The 15,133-nt window shown below is 73.4% G+C and carries 17 protein-coding genes; 8 read left to right on the top strand and 9 right to left on the bottom strand.

The genetic code is table 11. The features are described from left to right. Positions 1-374: 374 nt before the first annotated feature. Entirely contained in the window at positions 375-1,541 is a 1,167-nt protein-coding gene (locus ACIF6L_RS32100; RefSeq protein WP_396491045.1) for a GDSL-type esterase/lipase family protein, read from the top strand. A gap of 145 nt (positions 1,542-1,686) precedes the next feature. On the opposite strand, the gene ACIF6L_RS32105 is transcribed toward ACIF6L_RS32100, so the two are convergent. The 3 genes from ACIF6L_RS32105 to ACIF6L_RS32115 all read right to left on the bottom strand — a co-directional run bounded on the left by ACIF6L_RS32105 (position 1,687) and on the right by ACIF6L_RS32115 (position 4,622). Beyond that, the gene (locus ACIF6L_RS32105; protein ID WP_396491035.1) at positions 1,687-2,598 is read right to left on the bottom strand and encodes an alpha/beta fold hydrolase; all 912 of its coding nucleotides are present in this window, start codon (positions 2,596-2,598) and stop codon (positions 1,687-1,689) included. A 4-nt stretch (positions 2,599-2,602) separates the two neighbouring features. After that, complete coding sequence (locus ACIF6L_RS32110; protein ID WP_359809595.1) at positions 2,603-3,244, bottom strand: dihydrofolate reductase family protein; 642 nt, start codon at positions 3,242-3,244, stop codon at positions 2,603-2,605. A 361-nt stretch (positions 3,245-3,605) separates the two neighbouring features. Further along, positions 3,606-4,622, bottom strand: a complete 1,017-nt coding sequence (locus ACIF6L_RS32115) for a zinc-dependent alcohol dehydrogenase family protein (RefSeq protein WP_396491034.1) — start codon at positions 4,620-4,622, stop codon at positions 3,606-3,608. Between the two features lie 92 nt (positions 4,623-4,714). Here ACIF6L_RS32115 and ACIF6L_RS32120 point away from each other — a divergent pair, with 92 nt between their 5' ends. Together ACIF6L_RS32120 and ACIF6L_RS32125 are read left to right on the top strand one after the other, a co-directional pair. Beyond that, complete coding sequence (locus ACIF6L_RS32120) at positions 4,715-5,683, top strand: LLM class F420-dependent oxidoreductase (RefSeq protein WP_359809602.1); 969 nt, start codon at positions 4,715-4,717, stop codon at positions 5,681-5,683. 314 nt (positions 5,684-5,997) lie between these two features. Continuing rightward, positions 5,998-6,417 carry a hypothetical protein gene (locus tag ACIF6L_RS32125; RefSeq protein WP_396491033.1) on the top strand — a complete coding sequence of 140 codons (420 nt, stop codon included), beginning with the start codon at positions 5,998-6,000 and terminating at the stop codon, positions 6,415-6,417. A 156-nt stretch (positions 6,418-6,573) separates the two neighbouring features. Here ACIF6L_RS32125 and ACIF6L_RS32130 read toward each other — a convergent pair whose 3' ends face one another. Continuing rightward, positions 6,574-6,867 (bottom strand): STAS domain-containing protein, encoded by a 294-nt coding sequence (locus tag ACIF6L_RS32130; RefSeq protein WP_359838927.1) that lies wholly within the window; start codon positions 6,865-6,867, stop codon positions 6,574-6,576. A 125-nt stretch (positions 6,868-6,992) separates the two neighbouring features. Beyond that, positions 6,993-7,427 carry an Hsp20/alpha crystallin family protein gene (locus ACIF6L_RS32135; protein WP_396491032.1) on the bottom strand — a complete coding sequence of 145 codons (435 nt, stop codon included), beginning with the start codon at positions 7,425-7,427 and terminating at the stop codon, positions 6,993-6,995. 109 nt (positions 7,428-7,536) lie between these two features. Here ACIF6L_RS32135 and ACIF6L_RS32140 point away from each other — a divergent pair, with 109 nt between their 5' ends. Together ACIF6L_RS32140 and ACIF6L_RS32145 are read left to right on the top strand one after the other, a co-directional pair. Continuing rightward, complete coding sequence (locus ACIF6L_RS32140) at positions 7,537-8,226, top strand: hypothetical protein (protein WP_359838925.1); 690 nt, start codon at positions 7,537-7,539, stop codon at positions 8,224-8,226. Beyond that, positions 8,201-8,446: a hypothetical protein gene (locus ACIF6L_RS32145; RefSeq protein ID WP_396491031.1), complete on the top strand. Its 246-nt coding sequence runs from the start codon at positions 8,201-8,203 to the stop codon at positions 8,444-8,446. Before ACIF6L_RS32140 ends, ACIF6L_RS32145 begins: the two co-directional genes overlap by 26 nt. Positions 8,447-8,628: 182 nt before the next feature. Here ACIF6L_RS32145 and ACIF6L_RS32150 read toward each other — a convergent pair whose 3' ends face one another. Together ACIF6L_RS32150 and ACIF6L_RS32155 are read right to left on the bottom strand one after the other, a co-directional pair. After that, the gene (locus ACIF6L_RS32150; RefSeq protein ID WP_396491030.1) at positions 8,629-9,138 is read right to left on the bottom strand and encodes a hypothetical protein; all 510 of its coding nucleotides are present in this window, start codon (positions 9,136-9,138) and stop codon (positions 8,629-8,631) included. 224 nt (positions 9,139-9,362) lie between these two features. Continuing rightward, positions 9,363-9,923 (bottom strand): hemerythrin domain-containing protein, encoded by a 561-nt coding sequence (locus ACIF6L_RS32155; protein WP_359838919.1) that lies wholly within the window; start codon positions 9,921-9,923, stop codon positions 9,363-9,365. 300 nt (positions 9,924-10,223) lie between these two features. Between ACIF6L_RS32155 and ACIF6L_RS32160 the strand changes: the two genes are divergently transcribed. After that, entirely contained in the window at positions 10,224-10,547 is a 324-nt protein-coding gene (locus ACIF6L_RS32160) for a plasmid stabilization protein (protein WP_396491029.1), read from the top strand. 91 nt (positions 10,548-10,638) lie between these two features. Beyond that, the gene (locus tag ACIF6L_RS32165) at positions 10,639-12,975 is read left to right on the top strand and encodes a molybdopterin oxidoreductase family protein (RefSeq protein WP_396491028.1); all 2,337 of its coding nucleotides are present in this window, start codon (positions 10,639-10,641) and stop codon (positions 12,973-12,975) included. A gap of 876 nt (positions 12,976-13,851) precedes the next feature. Here ACIF6L_RS32165 and ACIF6L_RS32170 read toward each other — a convergent pair. Both ACIF6L_RS32170 and ACIF6L_RS32175 read right to left on the bottom strand, forming a co-directional pair. Then, complete coding sequence (locus ACIF6L_RS32170; RefSeq protein WP_329491747.1) at positions 13,852-14,052, bottom strand: hypothetical protein; 201 nt, start codon at positions 14,050-14,052, stop codon at positions 13,852-13,854. A gap of 127 nt (positions 14,053-14,179) precedes the next feature. Further along, positions 14,180-14,371 (bottom strand): hypothetical protein, encoded by a 192-nt coding sequence (locus tag ACIF6L_RS32175; RefSeq protein ID WP_329491748.1) that lies wholly within the window; start codon positions 14,369-14,371, stop codon positions 14,180-14,182. A 194-nt stretch (positions 14,372-14,565) separates the two neighbouring features. On the opposite strand from ACIF6L_RS32175, the gene ACIF6L_RS32180 reads away from it, so the two are divergent. Then, positions 14,566-14,961 (top strand): hypothetical protein, encoded by a 396-nt coding sequence (locus tag ACIF6L_RS32180; RefSeq protein ID WP_329491749.1) that lies wholly within the window; start codon positions 14,566-14,568, stop codon positions 14,959-14,961. Positions 14,962-15,133 lie beyond the last annotated feature (172 nt).

Consider the following 15,133-nt stretch of genomic DNA (forward strand, 5'->3'; position numbering starts at 1 on the left):
CGCGGAGTTTCCGGTCCGGCAGTACCCGCGCCGGTCGAACGGCACGCCTTGGACGGCCCAGGGCAGCACCGGCACGCCGAACGCCTTCCCGGTGCTGGACCACTCCGGGCTGCCCTCCGCGGCGAGCGCCTCCCGCCCGCCCTCGGCGCGGCACGGGACGCCGCCGGGCTGATTCCCCGTCGCAGCCCCGCCCCGTCCTCGGCGCCGATTCAGGTACGCATTCCCTCGGGATCCGACCGGCGGACCGGCACGACCCGCACCCGGCCGACACCACATCACCGTCGCGGTGACTAGGTTCGTGGTGGGGCCCGATGCCTCCGGCCGGGCACCCGCCCGGCCGGACGGGCCGGAGTCGAGGAGCGGTGACAGTGACGATGCGGGAGTATCCGCTGGTGGGCGGTCCGGTCGAGGTACGGGGGGCGCTTGATCTGGAGCGGACGCCGGCCGGGGTGATGCCGCGCCGGCTGCCGGAGTGGACCAAGGAGCAGTACCAGGACCCGTCGGTCTACGGGGGAACGGTGATGCCCTCGGGTGTGCGGCTGGTGTTCCGCACCGAGGCGCGGGTGCTCGAGTTCGAGGTGCTCACGTCCACGGGACAGCTCGACGGCGACCCGGAGCCCCGGCCGACCGGGATGCTGGACCTGACGGTGGACGGCGTCCTGGTCGGGCGGCAGCGAGCGCCGTTGGGCAACGTCATGCGGATGGCGGGCCCCGGGGCCGAGCAGCGGCTGGTACCGGGGAAGCCGGGGACGGCGCGCTTCGCCGGACTGCCGGCCGGGATGAAGGACGTCGAGCTGTGGCTGCCGCAGCAGACCCCCACGGAACTGGTGGCGCTCCGCGCCGACGGCGAGGTCCTGGCACCCCTTCCCGACGGCCGGCCCCGGTGGGTGCACCACGGCAGTTCCATCAGCCACTGCCTCGAAGCCGACGGTCCCACCGGCACCTGGCCCGTGGTCGCGGCGTCCATCGGGGGCGTGGAGGTGACCAACCTCAGCGAGCCGGGCAACGCCATGCTGGACCCCTACGTCGCCCGAACGATCCGCGACCTGCCCGCCGACCTGATCAGCCTCAAGACCGGCGTCAACATCGTGGGCCTGGCCACCTTCCGGCTGCGGACCTTCGGCCCGGCGGTGCACGGATTCCTGGACACCATCCGGGACGGCCATCCCGACACCCCGCTGCTGGTGATCTCCCCGGTGAGCTGCCCCGCGCTGGAGGATCGTCCCGGCCCGACCACGGTGGGCCCGGACGGAAGGATCACCGCGCTCGGGGACCCGGCCGACCTGGCCCGGGGAGCGTTGTCGCTGCAGGTGGTCCGTGACGAGCTGGCGAGGATCGTCGCGGCCCGGCAGGCCCACGACCCTCACCTGCACCACCTCGACGGACGCGACCTCCTCGGCCCGGCCGACGTGGACGACCTCCCCGACGGGCTGCACCCGTCCGCCGCCGCCTACCGCCGCATGGGCGAACGCTTCGCCGCCCACGCCTTCGCCGCCGACGGCCCGTTCCGCGCCCGCCCCCGCACCCGGCCGGCCGAGTGAGGCGGCCGGGGGTGCGGCGCCCGGCGAGCCGTTCCCGTGGAGCCCGGGGCCGTCCGAGGCGTTCCCCGGCAGCCGCCGACCCCCGGTGGCGCCGGGGCCGCCGAGGCTGGCGGGTGCGCGGTGGACCGGTGGTGGGTGGGGGCGTTCACCGTGGACGGCCGCCGCGCGGGGCGGACCCGTCCGGAGGCGGGAGCCGCGCAGCACCGGCCGTCCGCGGTCCGAGCGCGAGCATCGCCTCGCTGACCTCGCCGAGGGCCGCGTCCGGCATCGCGGTGGCGGCGTCTTCGAGAACGAGCAGTCGTGCCCGGGGGATCGCGCGCGCGATCGCCGCACCGTTGCCGACGGGGAAGAACGGGTCGCGGCGGCCGTGGACGACGAGGGTGGGGATCCTGATCTCGGGCAGGCGCTCGCGCCAGCGGGGTCGGCAGTCGAGCTTGGAGAACGTCATCCGCAGCTGGTTGGCCGTCTGGACCGGGGGCGCGGTGCCGGGGGTGCGGTCCCAGATGCGCGCGGCGGTCGCGCGGGCGGCGGCGGGGTCGTCGCCGAGGATCTCGGCGCCGGTGGCGGCGAACTCGGCGACGGCCCGGCGGTCGGTCCAGTCGGGCATCGGTCGTGCGAACAGCCGGCTCATGGTCGCGGGGTCGTGGTCGGGGAGGTCGTCGTCGGGCGGGCCGGGGGCGACGGGGCGGGTGCCGACGAGCGTGAGCGCCGAGAAGCTGTCCGGGTGGTCGAGCACGGCGACCTGGGCGACCATGCCGCTGACGCCGATGCCCGCGAGGTGGGCGGGGCCCCCGCCGAGCGTCTCGGCGAGGGCCGCCGCGTCGGCGGCGAGGTCGCGCAGGGTGTAGTCGGGTGCCTGCGGATCCGCGGTCGTCGACTCCCCGCTGTCGCGCAGGTCGTAGCGCACCACGCGGCGTCCGCCGGCGGCGAGGCGTTCGCACAGCGCGTCGGGCCAGGAGAACATCGTCGTTCCGCCCGCGAGCAGGACGAGTGGCGCGTCCTCGCGGCCGAACGACTCGATGCCCAGGGCGATCCCGTTGGTATGGACGGTGGTCATCGGGTCACCGGGACTCGTCGCGGCCGAGACCGCGGTCGGGCGCGCTCATGTCGCCCGTCGCGGGCGTGCCGTCGGCGAGCCCGTAGCGCAGGTAGACGGTGCCCTCCGGACCGGCGACCGGCGGTTCGAGGAGGGTGAGGTTCGTGGGCACCGCGCCGCCGTCGAACACCTTCTTCCCGACGCCGAGCGTGATCGGGTGCACCCAGAGGTCGAGACGGTCGAAGAGCTTCTCCCGCAGGAGGGTCTGCACCAGGTCCAGGCTCCCGACGACCTTCACGTGCTCGTGCCGCTCGCGGATCTCGCGCACCGCGCCGGCCAGGTCCGGGCCGAGCCGGGTGGACCCGGCCCACGGGAGGTCGGGCGTGCCCCGGGAGGCCACGTACTTGGGGACGCGGTTGAAGAGCTCGGCGATCTCGCCGTCCTTCTGGTGCGGCCAGTAGGCGGCGAAGATGTCGTACGTGCGCCGGCCGAGCAGCAGGGCGTCGGTGCCCTCGTACGCGGCGACGATCTGCGCGCCGGTGGCCTCGTTCAGCAGGGGCGCCTGCCAGCCGCCGAACGGGAACCCCGCCGGGTCCTCGTCGGGTCCGCCGGGCGCCTGCGCGACGAGGTCGAGGGTCGCGAACAGCTCGATGTGGATGAGTCCCATGTCTGTACTCCCGATGAGTCGGTGATCCCGGTCGAGATATAGACCTGCCGGGGCCGGAAAACTCATCGCCGCGCCGGAACCCGGTTTCCGTATCCGCCGGTCCGCCGTCCGGACCGTCCGCGGTGCCGGCCGCTCTGGGGGAGTCGCTGCCGGCGCCGTCCTGGATCAAGTCGCTGCTGTCGAAGCTCCGTATGGCGACCATGATCGTACTGGCCGGTCACTACCGTGTCGTCTCCCCGGGCGATCGCGACCTGGCGACGAGTCGGTCGGGGGAAGCGGGCAGGGAGCGGTGGGCGTTGATGGCCAGGTGGACCATGGCGGGTGATCTGCACGAGTGCTCCTTGTACGGGGGCGGGGGCTGTCAGGGCGTGAGGAGGGTCTTGATCGCGCGGCGCTCGTCCATCGCCCTGTAGCCCTCGGCTACCTGGTCAAGGGGCAGGGTGAGGTCGAAGACCTTGCCGGGGGCAATGCGGCGAGACAGGACGCGTTCGATCAGGTCGGGCAGGTAGCGGCGCACCGGGGCGGGGCCGCCGCGCAGGCCGACGTGGGAGAAGAACAGTTCCTGCCCGTCGAGGGCGACCTCGTGCGGGACGCCGACGAAGCCGACGTTTTCGCCGGGGCGGGCGGAGTGCAGGGCCTGCTGCATGGACTGGGCGGTGCCGACGCACTCCAGGACGCTGTCGGCGCCGATGCCGCCGGTCAGTTCCTTGATCCGGGCGATGCCGTCCTCGCCGCGTTCGGTGACGATGTCGGTGGCGCCGAAGGCGCGGGCGAGGTTCTGCCGGGAGGCGTGGCGGGACATGGCGATGATCCGTTCCGCGCCGAGCTCCTTCGCGGCGATCACCGCGCACAGGCCGACCGCGCCGTCACCGACCACCACCGCCGTGGAGCCGGGTCGGACGCGGGCGGCGTCGGCGGCCCACCAGCCGGTGCCCATCACGTCCGAGGTCGCCAGCAGGCCCGGCCAGAACTCCTCGCCGGGGACCTCGTCCAGGGCGACCAGGGTCCCGGCGGCGTTCGGGATGCGCACGTATTCGGCCTGGCAGGTGGACATGAACTCCCGGTGCAGGCAGTTCGACTGGAAGCCGTTGCGGCAGTTCGGGCAGGTGTTGTCGGAGGTCGCGAACGAGCCGACCACGAACTGGCCCGGCCGCAGACCGGTCACCTCGGAGCCGACCTCCTCCACGAAGCCGACGTACTCGTGGCCCATCGGGTGCGGATCGCCGATCGGCTCCGCGCCCCGGTAGGGCCACAGGTCGGAGCCGCACACGCAGGTGACGGCCGTGCGGATGACCGCGTCGGTGGGGTGGAGGATCTTCGGGTCGTCCAGCGTCTCGAAGCGGACGTCACCGGGGGCGTGGATCACTACGCCGCGCATGGGGATCTTCCTTCGCTGCCGGCATCCGGGGGCCCCGGATGGGACGGGGCGGCTCGGTGTGAGGGTGACGGTGATCGGGCAGGCGCGGGGTCATGGTGAGAATCGGATACACGATGATGACCGAGCAGCGCGGCCCGCGTGACCTGGTCGCCGACGTGGTGCGCGCCGAGCAGGGCGGGTTCGACTTCTCGGTGATCTCGGACCACTCCTTCCCCTGGCTGGACGAGCAGGGTCACGCTCCGTACGCGTGGGCGGTGCTCGGTGCCGCCGCGCAGGCCACCTCCCGGATCCCGCTCATGACCTACGTGACGTGCCCGACGTTCCGCTACCACCCCGTGGTGGTGGCGCAGAAGGCCGCCACGCTGCAGTTGCTGTCTGAGGGCCGCTTCCGGCTCGGGCTGGGCAGCGGCGAGAACCTCAACGAGCACGTGATCGGCCGGGGCTGGCCGGCGGTACCGGTGCGCCAGGCGATGCTCGACGAGGCGGTACAGATCATCCGGGCGCTGTTCGACGGCGGGTACGTCACCCGGCGGGGCCGGTACTTCGACGTCGAGGGTGCCAGGCTGTGGGATCTGCCCGACCGGCCGCCGCCGATCGGGGTGGCGGTATCAGGGCCGGACTCCTGCGAGCTTGCCGGCCGGCTGGCCGATCTGGTGATCGCCGTGGAGCCGGACCAGGCGCTGATCACCGGGTTCGCCGAGCACGGCGGGGCCGGAAAGCCGGCCGTGGGTCAGCTTCCGGTGTGCTGGGACACCGACCGGGACACCGCTGTCCGGCGGGCCCACGAGCAGTTCCGCTGGTTCGGCGGCGGTTGGAAGGTCAACGCCGAGCTGCCCGGGACGGCGGGGTTCGCCGCCGCGAGCCGCTTCGTCCGCCCTGAGGACGTGGCCGAATCCATTCCGTGCGGTGACCGGGTCGACGACTTCGTCGAGGCGGTGCGGCCGTTCGTCGACGCCGGGTTCGACGAGGTGGCCCTCATACAGGTCGGCGGCGACAGCCAGCCCGCGTTCCTCGACTGGGCCGAGGGCACCCTGCTGCCGGCCTTGCGTGAGGCGTTCTGAAACCTGGTCGGCTCGGCCACGCCGCGGCTCCGCCGGGCACAGGTCGGTCGGGCCATGCTCGACGACGCCCTCGCCAAGGCGCTCGCGGACCGCCCTCCCGGGCCGATCGTCGATCTGACGGGCGTGACCTGGTCCGGGGGAGGCGCCGGTGCACACGGGCAGAACCGACGTCCCCCGAAGGGAGATCGTCGGGGAGGCGGCCCGGCCGCTCGAAGGACCGGTCGGACCAGGCCGGCCCACCTGCCCGCACGCTCAACTCGTCCCCGCTGACACCGCCGACCGGCGCGCCGGGCCCGGCCGATAGACTGCCCGTCATGAGCATGGTCATGGCGGTCGAGCGCGTCATCCACGAGGCGGAACTCCAGCTCACCGACGGGACCTGGGAACTCACCGCGACCGACTCCGCTCTGGCCCGCAAGACCGCCGCAGCCCTCGATGCCGCCATCGGCCCCGCCGATACCCACCAGGCGCTGTCGAGGATCGAGCGGCTCGCCGCACTGCGCGAAGCTCTCGCGGCCCTGGCACTGACCATCGCCCGCACCCATGGTCACCTCGCCTGGTTCCTCGCCGACGCCAGCAGTCACCTCGCACCGGTCCTTCACTGGCGCGCCCTGGACGCCCCCGGCAACCGCAGCTTCGGCGCCGTCCTCCCCACCGGCGACGAACTCGCCGACGCCGAGGCCGCCACCCGCCTCCTCGCCGCCATGCTCACCCGCGGCGGGCGTACCACCTGACCGGCCAGGTGGGCGCCGAGCAGGGTCAGGACGATCCGGGCGGCCCGCTCGGCCTCCTGGGGGTGGCGTCATCACCGCGTTCCCGGATTCCGCCGGGAACGCCTCCCAGGGAAGAATCACCGCGATTCTCCCTCCACCCCCAACGCCGGTGCCCGGTCAGGGGGGCACGGCCAGGCGCCGGTGCAGACCGGTGAGCTTCAGCAGGCGGATGACGCAGCGCCCGGCTCCGCGCACGATCAGGCGCCTGCCGTTGCGGTCGGCCTGGTTGCAAGCCTGGACGAGGGCGCCCAGGCCCGCGCAGTCCATGAACGTCACCTCCGACAGGTCGAGGACCACCTCCCGGTGCGACTCGAGCGCGGTGGCCAGGGCATGGCGCAGGGCCGGGGCGGTGTCGAGGTCGACCTCGCCGTCCGCCCGCACGATGAAGGGTTCGCTGCTCCGGCTGTTCATGGCGTTTCCGCGTCGCTGCGGGCAGGCCGGTCCGGGCAGGCCGGCCTGCGGTCGGGGGTGTTCCGGCCGCCCCCTCGATCGAGGGGGGAGAGATCGGGGGCGGCGCGGAACGGCATCGGGGCGGGTCAGGCCTGGATCTGCGTGCGGCTTCCGCTGTGGCTGATCGCGACCTTGCGGGGCTTGGCCCTCTCGGCGACCGGGATCTTCAGGGTCAGCACGCCGGTGTCGTAGTCGGCGGTGATCCCGGCGGGGTCGAGGGTGTCGGACAGCATGACCTGGCGGGAGAACACCCCGAGCGGGCGCTCGGACAGCTCCCACTTCACGCCCTCGCTCTCGCGGCGGGGGCGACGCTCGGCCTTGACGGTCACCATGTTCCGTTCGACGTCGATGTCGATGGCTTCCGGGTCCACCCCGGGCAGGTCGAAGCAGATCACGTACTCGTCCCCGGCCCGGTAGGCGTCCAACGGCATCGATGCCGGCCGCGACCAGGTTCCCGTGTTGCCCAGGAACTGCTGGGTCAGCCGGTCCAGCTCGCGGAACGGGTCAGTGCGCAGCAGCATCGCGAAACACCTCCACTGATCGAACGGGTGCCAGTGCGCTTCGTCTGAGACCGTTGTAGCGCGTCATCCATCCGATGACAAGTCGGCGCGTCGCCTATAGAGTGACCGCATGAACGACAAGCCCCGCAGACCCGCCCCCGACGGCCCCCGGCCGGTCGAACCCGCCTCGTTCCTGGCGGCCGCGGCGGCGCTGGCCGCCATCGACGACGCCGTCCGCACCGCCCGCGACCCCGGTACACAGCCCCCGGGCGCCCTTGACGCGCAGGACGGCCCCGAGCCCGCTCTGGCCGCACTCGTCCTGCTGCGGGAGCTGCGTACCGAGCTCGCCGGCTGGGAGGCCGGACTGGTGCGGACCGCCCGGGAGGCCGGTGCCACCTGGGCCGACCTCGCCCACCCCATGGGCGTCGCCAGCCGCCAGGCGGCCGAGAACCGCTACCTGCGCCTCAAGCCCGCCGCAGGCCGCACGACGCGGGCCGGTACCGGCGCGGAACGCGTCAAGGCCGTCCGTGACCGCCGAGCCGCCGACCGCACCGTCACCGCCTGGGCCCGTGACAACGCCGCCGAGCTGCGGGTCCTCGCCGCCCAGATCACCACGACCGCGCTCGGCCCCGGCGCTCGCCCAGCCCAGGCCGCCCTGACCGCCGCTCTCGGCGCCACCGACCCCGCCGACCTCATCGAGCCCCTCGCCGCCGTCCGCCCCCACCTCGGCGCCGGCCAGGACGACCTCGCCACCCGCCTCGACGCCCTCACCCACCACACCACCCAGCTCCGCGATGACAGTGACCAACGCCGCGCCTGATCCCGTCGCCGCCGAGGAGCGCTGGCAGGAGCTCCTGGACCGGATTCACGACCTCGAGGCACGAGTGGCCGCCACCACGGTCGCCGTCACCAGCGCCCTCGACTCCCACCTGGCCCGGCTCGACACCCTGCGCCACCAGCTCGCCCGACCCGACTGGTCACTGCCCGCCCCCGATGCAGGCAGCCCCCAGGCCACGCCGGCGAGCGACCAGCAGGCCTGACCCGGCCAGCCAGCAGGCCTGACCCGGCCGGGAGGCGCCCGCGGTCCGCGACCGCCGTAGGTCCGCGCCCGTGTCCCACCGGCGCGCCCCGGCGGCGGTCAGCGCCAGTGGCCTCCAGCGGTTTCCAGCGGTCTACCAGCTCCAGGTGGCCCCGATGTCGGACGCTCGGCCGGCCGGCGGCATCACGCCGTCGGGGCGCCCTCGACGTTCAGCCGCTCCCCGAGCCGGCTCCGGTGCAGGGCGGCGACGGGCTCCAGGAGGTCGGGGTGGCGCAGCAGGACGGCGGCCTCGGTGTCGCGGATGCCGGGCTCGGTGAGGCGTCGCAGGGCTCCCGCCCCGGTGTGGTGCTCGGTCGTGGCGAGGGTCTGGTGGGCGTGCGAGGCGAGGGCGGGGTCGGCGAGGAAGCAGGCGGCCCAGCTGACCACGGTCTCGTCCACCCAGGTCCGCCACGCGGCGTCGTCCGGACGGGGGTCGTGGCCGGCGAGCCGGTCGAGCCGGTCGGCGCCGCCGGGGCCGAGCAGGTCCAGGAGCTGGACGTCCATCGGGGTGGGGTAGCACAGGGCGGCTGCCAGGGCGGTCGCCTGCCGGGCCTGGCTCTCGGCGAGTGCGCGGCTGAAGGCACCGGCCGGGGGAGGGTAGGCGTTCAGGAGCCAGCGGGTGCAGGAGGCTATGACGGGTGACAGGTCGGGCACGGGGATCGGTCCCTCGGGGAGGTGCTCGCCTGGTCCGGTGCCGGTGGTGCGAGCCGTCCGGTGCGGAGCCGCGCTGCCCCGCTCGTGGCCGCCCAGTGTAGGCCGCTTCCTTGAGGGGGCGGCATGACGGGCATCACGCCGGCCCGGTCCTGGCGTCGGGGCAGGGCGGGCCGTGCGACGGCCCCGCCCCGACGCCAGGACCGTCGGCCGGTCGCGGGGGTGGATCAGGACTTGCCGCGGCCGGTGACGAAGTCGCGGGCCCGGTCGACCAGGCCGACACCGGGAGCGAGCAGCTTGCTGGCCGCGGGGCTGTCGGGTGCGGCGGGGTGGGGGCGGGTCGGCGCCATGGACTTGGCCCGGCGGATCTTGTCACCGAGGTCGTTCAGCTGCTCCGGCGTACACGCTTGGCGCAGCATGGGGAAGAGGTTGTGCTCCTCGTCCTGGACGTGTGCCGCGACCTCGCCCATGAGCCGCCGGAGCAGGGGGCTCATCTGCGGGTCGTCCGTCTTCGTGTTCTCCAGCTTTTTGAGGAGTTCCTCGACCCGGCCGTGGTCGGCGATCTCCTTGTCCGCGAGCCGGTCGCCGCCCTGGACGTGCTCGCGCACCGCCGGGTAGAGGTACTGCTCCTCGGCGACGGAGTGCCGCACCAGCTCGATGGTGACCTCGTCGACCACGTCCCGCAGCTGCTGGCCGCCGCCCGTCATCGCCTGGATCCGGGCGAACATCTCCTCCACCTCCCGGTGGTCGGCCATCAGTTCGTCGATCACGTTTCCGCCGTGTCCCATGAAACGCCTGCCTCTCGTTCGTTCCGTCCGGGCCGGGCTGGTCCCGGCCACCGGGCAGTCGTTCCCCGGCGGGCGCGTGCGGTGGGCGACGGCGACGCCACCTCACCCGAACGGAGGCCGACCGCGGCCAGGTCCCCGGTCCCGGCCCCCGAGGCCGGAGCCGGGCCCCGGGACGTGGCCGGGCCCGGCGCGGGGGCGGCGCGGCACGGCGCACCGCCGGGACGGGCACGGGCGGGCCCGCGAGTCGGCCCATACGTTCGGGGTAGACGCCGCTGCGGAGCACCGTCAGAAGGAGGAGTCATGCCTGCCGGCTCGAGCAAGAAGCGTGAACGCCAGTACGAGCACATCAAGGACAGTGCCCTGGACCGCGGGGAGGGCAAGAAGCGGGCCGAGGAGATCGCGGCCCGGACCGTGAACAAGGAACGGGCCCGGCACGGCGAGTCGAAGACGGCCAGTCGCTCCTCCACCCACGACACCTCCTCCTCCCGGCGCGGCGGCCAACGTTCGCACTCCGGCTCCCAGGGGCCGACGAAGGAACAGCTGTACAACGAGGCCAAGCAGCGCAACCTCCACGGCCGCTCGAAGATGACCAAGAAGGAACTCGCCAGCGCTCTCGGCCACTGACCGGCCGCCGCCCGCGCCCCCTGAGGGCCCCGGCGCCACCGCGCAGACGTTGCCTCCCGACCGCGGGGTCGGCGATAGAAGGAGCACGACCGTGGACCGGACCGCCGATCCCTGGGGGCCCCGCACCCCGTACGCACCCGGCACGCCGTGGCCCGCCCGGGTCGACCTTCACCTGGCCCCCGGGCTCAGCGAGGCCGACGTGCAGCGCTGGGTGCCTTCCGCGTCGCTTCTGCACTCCAACGGCGACGCCATGGACATCGCGGTCCGTGACGGGAGGATCGTCGGTGTCCGCGGCCGGGCCGGGGACCGGGTCAACCACGGCCGCCTCGACATCAAGGACCTGTTCGGGTGGCAGGCCAACGCCTCGCCCGACCGGCTCACCGCGCCGCAGGTCCGCCGCGGCGGCCGACTCGTCGCTACGGACTGGGACACCGCCCTGGACACCGTTGCCGGGCGCTGCCGGTCCGTGCTGAAGGACCACGGGCCGGACGCGGTCGGCTTCTACACCTCGGGGCAGCTGTTCCTGGAGGAGTACTACACGCTGACCGTCCTCGCCCGCGCCGGGATCGGCACCAACCACCTGGACGGCAACACCCGGCTGTGCACCGCGACAGCGGGCGAGGCCCTCAAGGAGTCCTTCGGCTGCGACGGCCAACCCGGCTCCTACCAGGACATCGACCACGCCGAGGTGATCGCCCTGTGGGGCCACAACGTCGCCGAGTGCCAGCCCGTGCTGTGGATGCGCGTCCTCGACCGGCTCCACGGAGCGGACCCGCCGGCACTGCTCGTTCTCGACCCCCGCCCCACACCGACCGCCCGGGAAGCCACGATCCACCTGGCGCCGCGCCCCGGCACCAACCTCGCCCTCCTCAACGCCCTGCTGAACGAGGTCATCGCCACCGGCCGCGTCGACCACGCCTACGTGCGGGAGCACACGGTCGGCTACCCGGAACTCGCCGCCCGGGTGGCTCGCTGCACCCCCGAATGGGCGGCCGGCATCTGCGGACTGCCCGCGGGCGAGATCCGCCGCGCCGCCGAGCTGATCGCGGGCACCGACCGGCTCGTCTCCACCGTGCTCCAGGGCGTCTACCAATCGCACCAGGCCACGGCAAGCGCCGTCCAGGTCAACAACCTGCACCTGCTGCGCGGACAACTCGGACGCCCCGGCGCCGGCGTCCTTCAGATGAACGGCCAGCCCACCGCCCAGAACACCCGCGAGTGCGGTGCCAACGGCGACCTGCCGGGTTTCCGCAACTGGGCGAATCCGCGCCACGTCGCCGAACTCGCCGAGCTGTGGAGCATCGACCCAGCGGTGCTGGATCACGGCGGCCCGCCCACCCATGCGCTGGAGATGTTCCGCCTCGCCGAGACCGGCGCCCTGAAGTTCCTGTGGATCAGCGCCACCAACCCCGCGGTGTCCCTGCCCGACCTCGCCAGGATCCGCCGGATCCTCGCCCGGCCCGACCTGTTCGTCGTCGTGCAGGACATCTTCCCCACCGAGACCGGCGAGTTCGCCGACGTGGTCCTGCCGGCCGCGACCTGGGGCGAGAAGACCGGCACCTTCACCAACGCCGACCGCACCGTCCACCTCTCGGAGAAGGCCGTCGACCCACCTGGCCTCGCCAGGTCCGACCTCGACATCTTCCTCGGCTTCGCCCACCGAATGGACCTGCGCACCCGCACCGGCCGTCCACTGATCACCTGGCAGGACGCCCCGTCGGCGTTCGCCGCATGGCAGCAGTGCAGCAAGGGCCGCCCCTGCGACTACACCGGGCTCAGCTACCAACTGCTGCGCGAACACGGCGGCACCCAGTGGCCCGCGACACCCGCTCGCCCCTTCGGCACGCCGAGGCTCTACGCCGAGGGCCGCTTCTGGGCCCATCCGGAGACCTGTGAGACCTACGGCCGCGACCTCGACACCGGCGAGCCCGCGACCGAGGCCCAGTACCGGGCCCTGAACCCGCACGGCAAAGCACTCCTCCGGGCTGCCGACTACATGCCGCCCCCGGAACCGCCCGACGACGCCTACCCGCTGTGGCTGACCACCGGCCGCACCATCTACCACTTCCACACCCGCACCAAGACCGGCCGTGTTCCCGAGCTCCAGCGCGCCGCGCCCGAGGTATGGGTCGAATGCTCCCGGGCCGACGCCTGCCGACACGGCCTCACCGACGGGGACAGGGCGGTCCTGACCACCGCCCGTGGCTCCGTCACCGCCCGGGTCCGGATCACCGGGATCCGCGAGGGGCTGCTCTTCCTGCCGTTCCACTACGGCTACTGGGACCACGGCCCCGACCACGCCGACAGTCCGCCGCGCCGCGACCGTGCCGCGAACGAGCTCGTCGCCACCCGCCTCGACCCCTCGTCGAAGCAGCCGGTCTTCAAGACGGCCACCGCCCGCCTGGCCCGCTCCGAACACCCCCGCTGACCCTGCAACCGCTGCCGGCGTGAGGAGGAGCGGCGGAGGAGGCGGCGGGGTGGACGGTGGCCGTTCCTCGGGGGAGCGGGTGTGTCGTGCCGGGCGGGTCGCCGCCGATCGGGATAGTCGTTCGTACAGCACTCCTGGGCGTGGCGCGTCGTCGGGCCTGGTCTCGGCGCATATGTGGTTCGTCGTGCTCCGGCCGTTGGCGAGGGTGGCGCGTTCCGCCAGCACCTGCCTTCCCGTAAACGGGTCGAGGGCCCCGGCGCTGTGTGCGCCGGGGCCCAGGGATATGTGGATTCACTGCTCCATCTACTGCACTACTGCTGCCGACTGTCGGGCCGGCTTGCGGTGTCCGCGTTGCCCGGGGGAGGGGCAGTGCGCGGGGATCGCGTATGCGTGACCGAAGACCACCTCTTCCATGACGTTCCATGACGATGGCTACTGCGGTGACCGCCTGGCTCCGATTGCGTGCCGCGGCGGGCGATCCGACGGGGTGAACCCTTCCCTTCTCCTCTGGTGTACATCGTGCGTACTGCCGGTACTGCCGGTACTGCCGGTACTGCGAACTGCTGGATGTTGCGTCCTGCGCGTGTGCGACCGCCACCGCCGCGGGCCCCACGCACAACCGGGCCCGTAACGCCTGGCAGGTCACCCGCCTTCCGCCGCGAACCCCTTCTGTCATGACCGGGTCCCGCGTACTGACGACCTGCACGCCTTCTGCATCACCGCTGGTACTGCTGGTACTGCGAACTGCGGTACTGCCCGGGCAGTTCGTGTCTGCCCGTTCTGCTGTCCTGCTCTCCCAGCGCCAGGAACACTACACAGATTGCCGTGCAATGTCTACTCTCACCAGCACAGGTTTCCGTGTCTGGAGGTCAGACCTTATTGCGGCCGCGTCCGGCCGGGGACGGGGTCGTCGGAGCTCGGGTCGAGGGCGTCTCGCAGGGCGTAGAGGTCGGCGGCGGTCGCCTGCTCGGCCAGGCGCGCCAGCAGTCGGCGCAGGACCCGGTCGTCGCCGTCGCGGACCGCCTCCACGATTCCGCTCAGGACGGAACCGTCCACGGTCGGTGCGGGCTGCTGCATTTCCACCCTCCTTCGCGCCCCTCAGGGGCGTAGGCCCTCTCCGGGGCCTGGGACATCTCGGACAGGGCGGGAGGCTACCGGCCGCACGGCGGCCCGGAGCTGCGGGGTACCGGGTTGAGCGGCTTGTTCAGCCGGCGGGCGCGAGTGCGGTGAGCGCGGCGGCCAGGGCGCCGTGAACGGCGGGCGCGGCCGAGCTGGAGGCGAGCAGGAACCCGAAGGCGACGGCGACGCACGCGGCGGCCGGGGTCGCGCGGCGCTGACGGATCAGCACGGCGAGGACCGCGCCGAAGAACACGACGGCCGACAAGTTGAGGATCATGCTTCTCCCTCCGTAGTCCGGCGGAGGCGCCAGGCCGCCGCCGATATCTGCCCTGGCTGCACCACATTTTTCCACGCTTCGATCACAGGCAGTGGAATCTCCCTGCACCCGGCGCGCCCGGTGGAGGTGCCGACGGACGGCGGGCCGGGGGTGCCCGCGCGGCCGCGCTGCGGCGGGCACTATCCTCTGGTGGCATGTCGAACCCTGATGGGCTGCTCGTCGACATCGCCGCGATGGTGGAGTCCGAGCACAGCAACCAAATGCCCCTGACCGTCGTCGTGCCTGGGGCGGTCATCACCGGCCGGCTCGCGCCGCAGAGCCTGTGGAACGAGCGCGTGGCGGAAGTCCTCGCCGGCTCGGAGCACCTCAAGCCGTTCGCCGCACTCTTCGCGGCGCCCGCGGCCGGCGCTGGTGACGCGGCCGGCGAAGGCACGGCGGTGCCGGCGGTGCGGCCGACGCATCTGCACCTGCACGTCGCCCGCATCCTTCAGGGCAGCTACGGGCTGCCGCACACCGGCGGCATGTACCGCATCGCCATCGCCGACATCAGCAGTTGGACGGTGGGAGACCTCAGCTACTCCGACCAGTGACACCAGGGCCGGCCATGGCCGGGGGGGGGGGGGGGGGGCGCCCGGGCCCGGCCCGGCCGGGGGGGGGGGGTGGGGGGGGGGGGGGGGGCGGGGGGGGGGGGGGGGGGGGGGGGGGGGGGGCGGGCACGGTGGCGGCAGCGGGAGCCGGGCAGCACGTCGGCGCGCCCGGTTG

It is taken from the genome of Kitasatospora sp. NPDC086009, assembly GCF_044540385.1.
Lineage (GTDB): Bacteria > Actinomycetota > Actinomycetes > Streptomycetales > Streptomycetaceae > Kitasatospora.

Bases quoted from the DNA above. Each gene is read 5' to 3' on its own strand.
- ACIF6L_RS32160 (WP_396491029.1), top strand. From the start codon at position 10,224: ATGCCTGCCGGCTCGAGCAAGAAGCGTGAACGCCAGTACGAGCACATC.
- ACIF6L_RS32135 (WP_396491032.1), bottom strand. From the start codon at position 7,427: ATGCTGCTGCGCACTGACCCGTTCCGCGAGCTGGACCGGCTGACCCAG.
- ACIF6L_RS32175 (WP_329491748.1), bottom strand. From the start codon at position 14,371: ATGATCCTCAACTTGTCGGCCGTCGTGTTCTTCGGCGCGGTCCTCGCC.
- ACIF6L_RS32145 (WP_396491031.1), top strand. From the start codon at position 8,201: ATGACAGTGACCAACGCCGCGCCTGATCCCGTCGCCGCCGAGGAGCGC.
- ACIF6L_RS32115 (WP_396491034.1), bottom strand. From the start codon at position 4,622: ATGCGCGGCGTAGTGATCCACGCCCCCGGTGACGTCCGCTTCGAGACG.
- ACIF6L_RS32170 (WP_329491747.1), bottom strand. From the start codon at position 14,052: ATGCAGCAGCCCGCACCGACCGTGGACGGTTCCGTCCTGAGCGGAATC.
- ACIF6L_RS32180 (WP_329491749.1), top strand. From the start codon at position 14,566: ATGTCGAACCCTGATGGGCTGCTCGTCGACATCGCCGCGATGGTGGAG.
- ACIF6L_RS32105 (WP_396491035.1), bottom strand. From the start codon at position 2,598: ATGACCACCGTCCATACCAACGGGATCGCCCTGGGCATCGAGTCGTTC.
- ACIF6L_RS32130 (WP_359838927.1), bottom strand. From the start codon at position 6,867: ATGAACAGCCGGAGCAGCGAACCCTTCATCGTGCGGGCGGACGGCGAG.
- ACIF6L_RS32155 (WP_359838919.1), bottom strand. From the start codon at position 9,923: ATGGGACACGGCGGAAACGTGATCGACGAACTGATGGCCGACCACCGG.
- ACIF6L_RS32140 (WP_359838925.1), top strand. From the start codon at position 7,537: ATGAACGACAAGCCCCGCAGACCCGCCCCCGACGGCCCCCGGCCGGTC.
- ACIF6L_RS32120 (WP_359809602.1), top strand. From the start codon at position 4,715: ATGGTGAGAATCGGATACACGATGATGACCGAGCAGCGCGGCCCGCGT.
- ACIF6L_RS32110 (WP_359809595.1), bottom strand. From the start codon at position 3,244: ATGGGACTCATCCACATCGAGCTGTTCGCGACCCTCGACCTCGTCGCG.
- ACIF6L_RS32100 (WP_396491045.1), top strand. From the start codon at position 375: ATGCGGGAGTATCCGCTGGTGGGCGGTCCGGTCGAGGTACGGGGGGCG.
- ACIF6L_RS32125 (WP_396491033.1), top strand. From the start codon at position 5,998: ATGAGCATGGTCATGGCGGTCGAGCGCGTCATCCACGAGGCGGAACTC.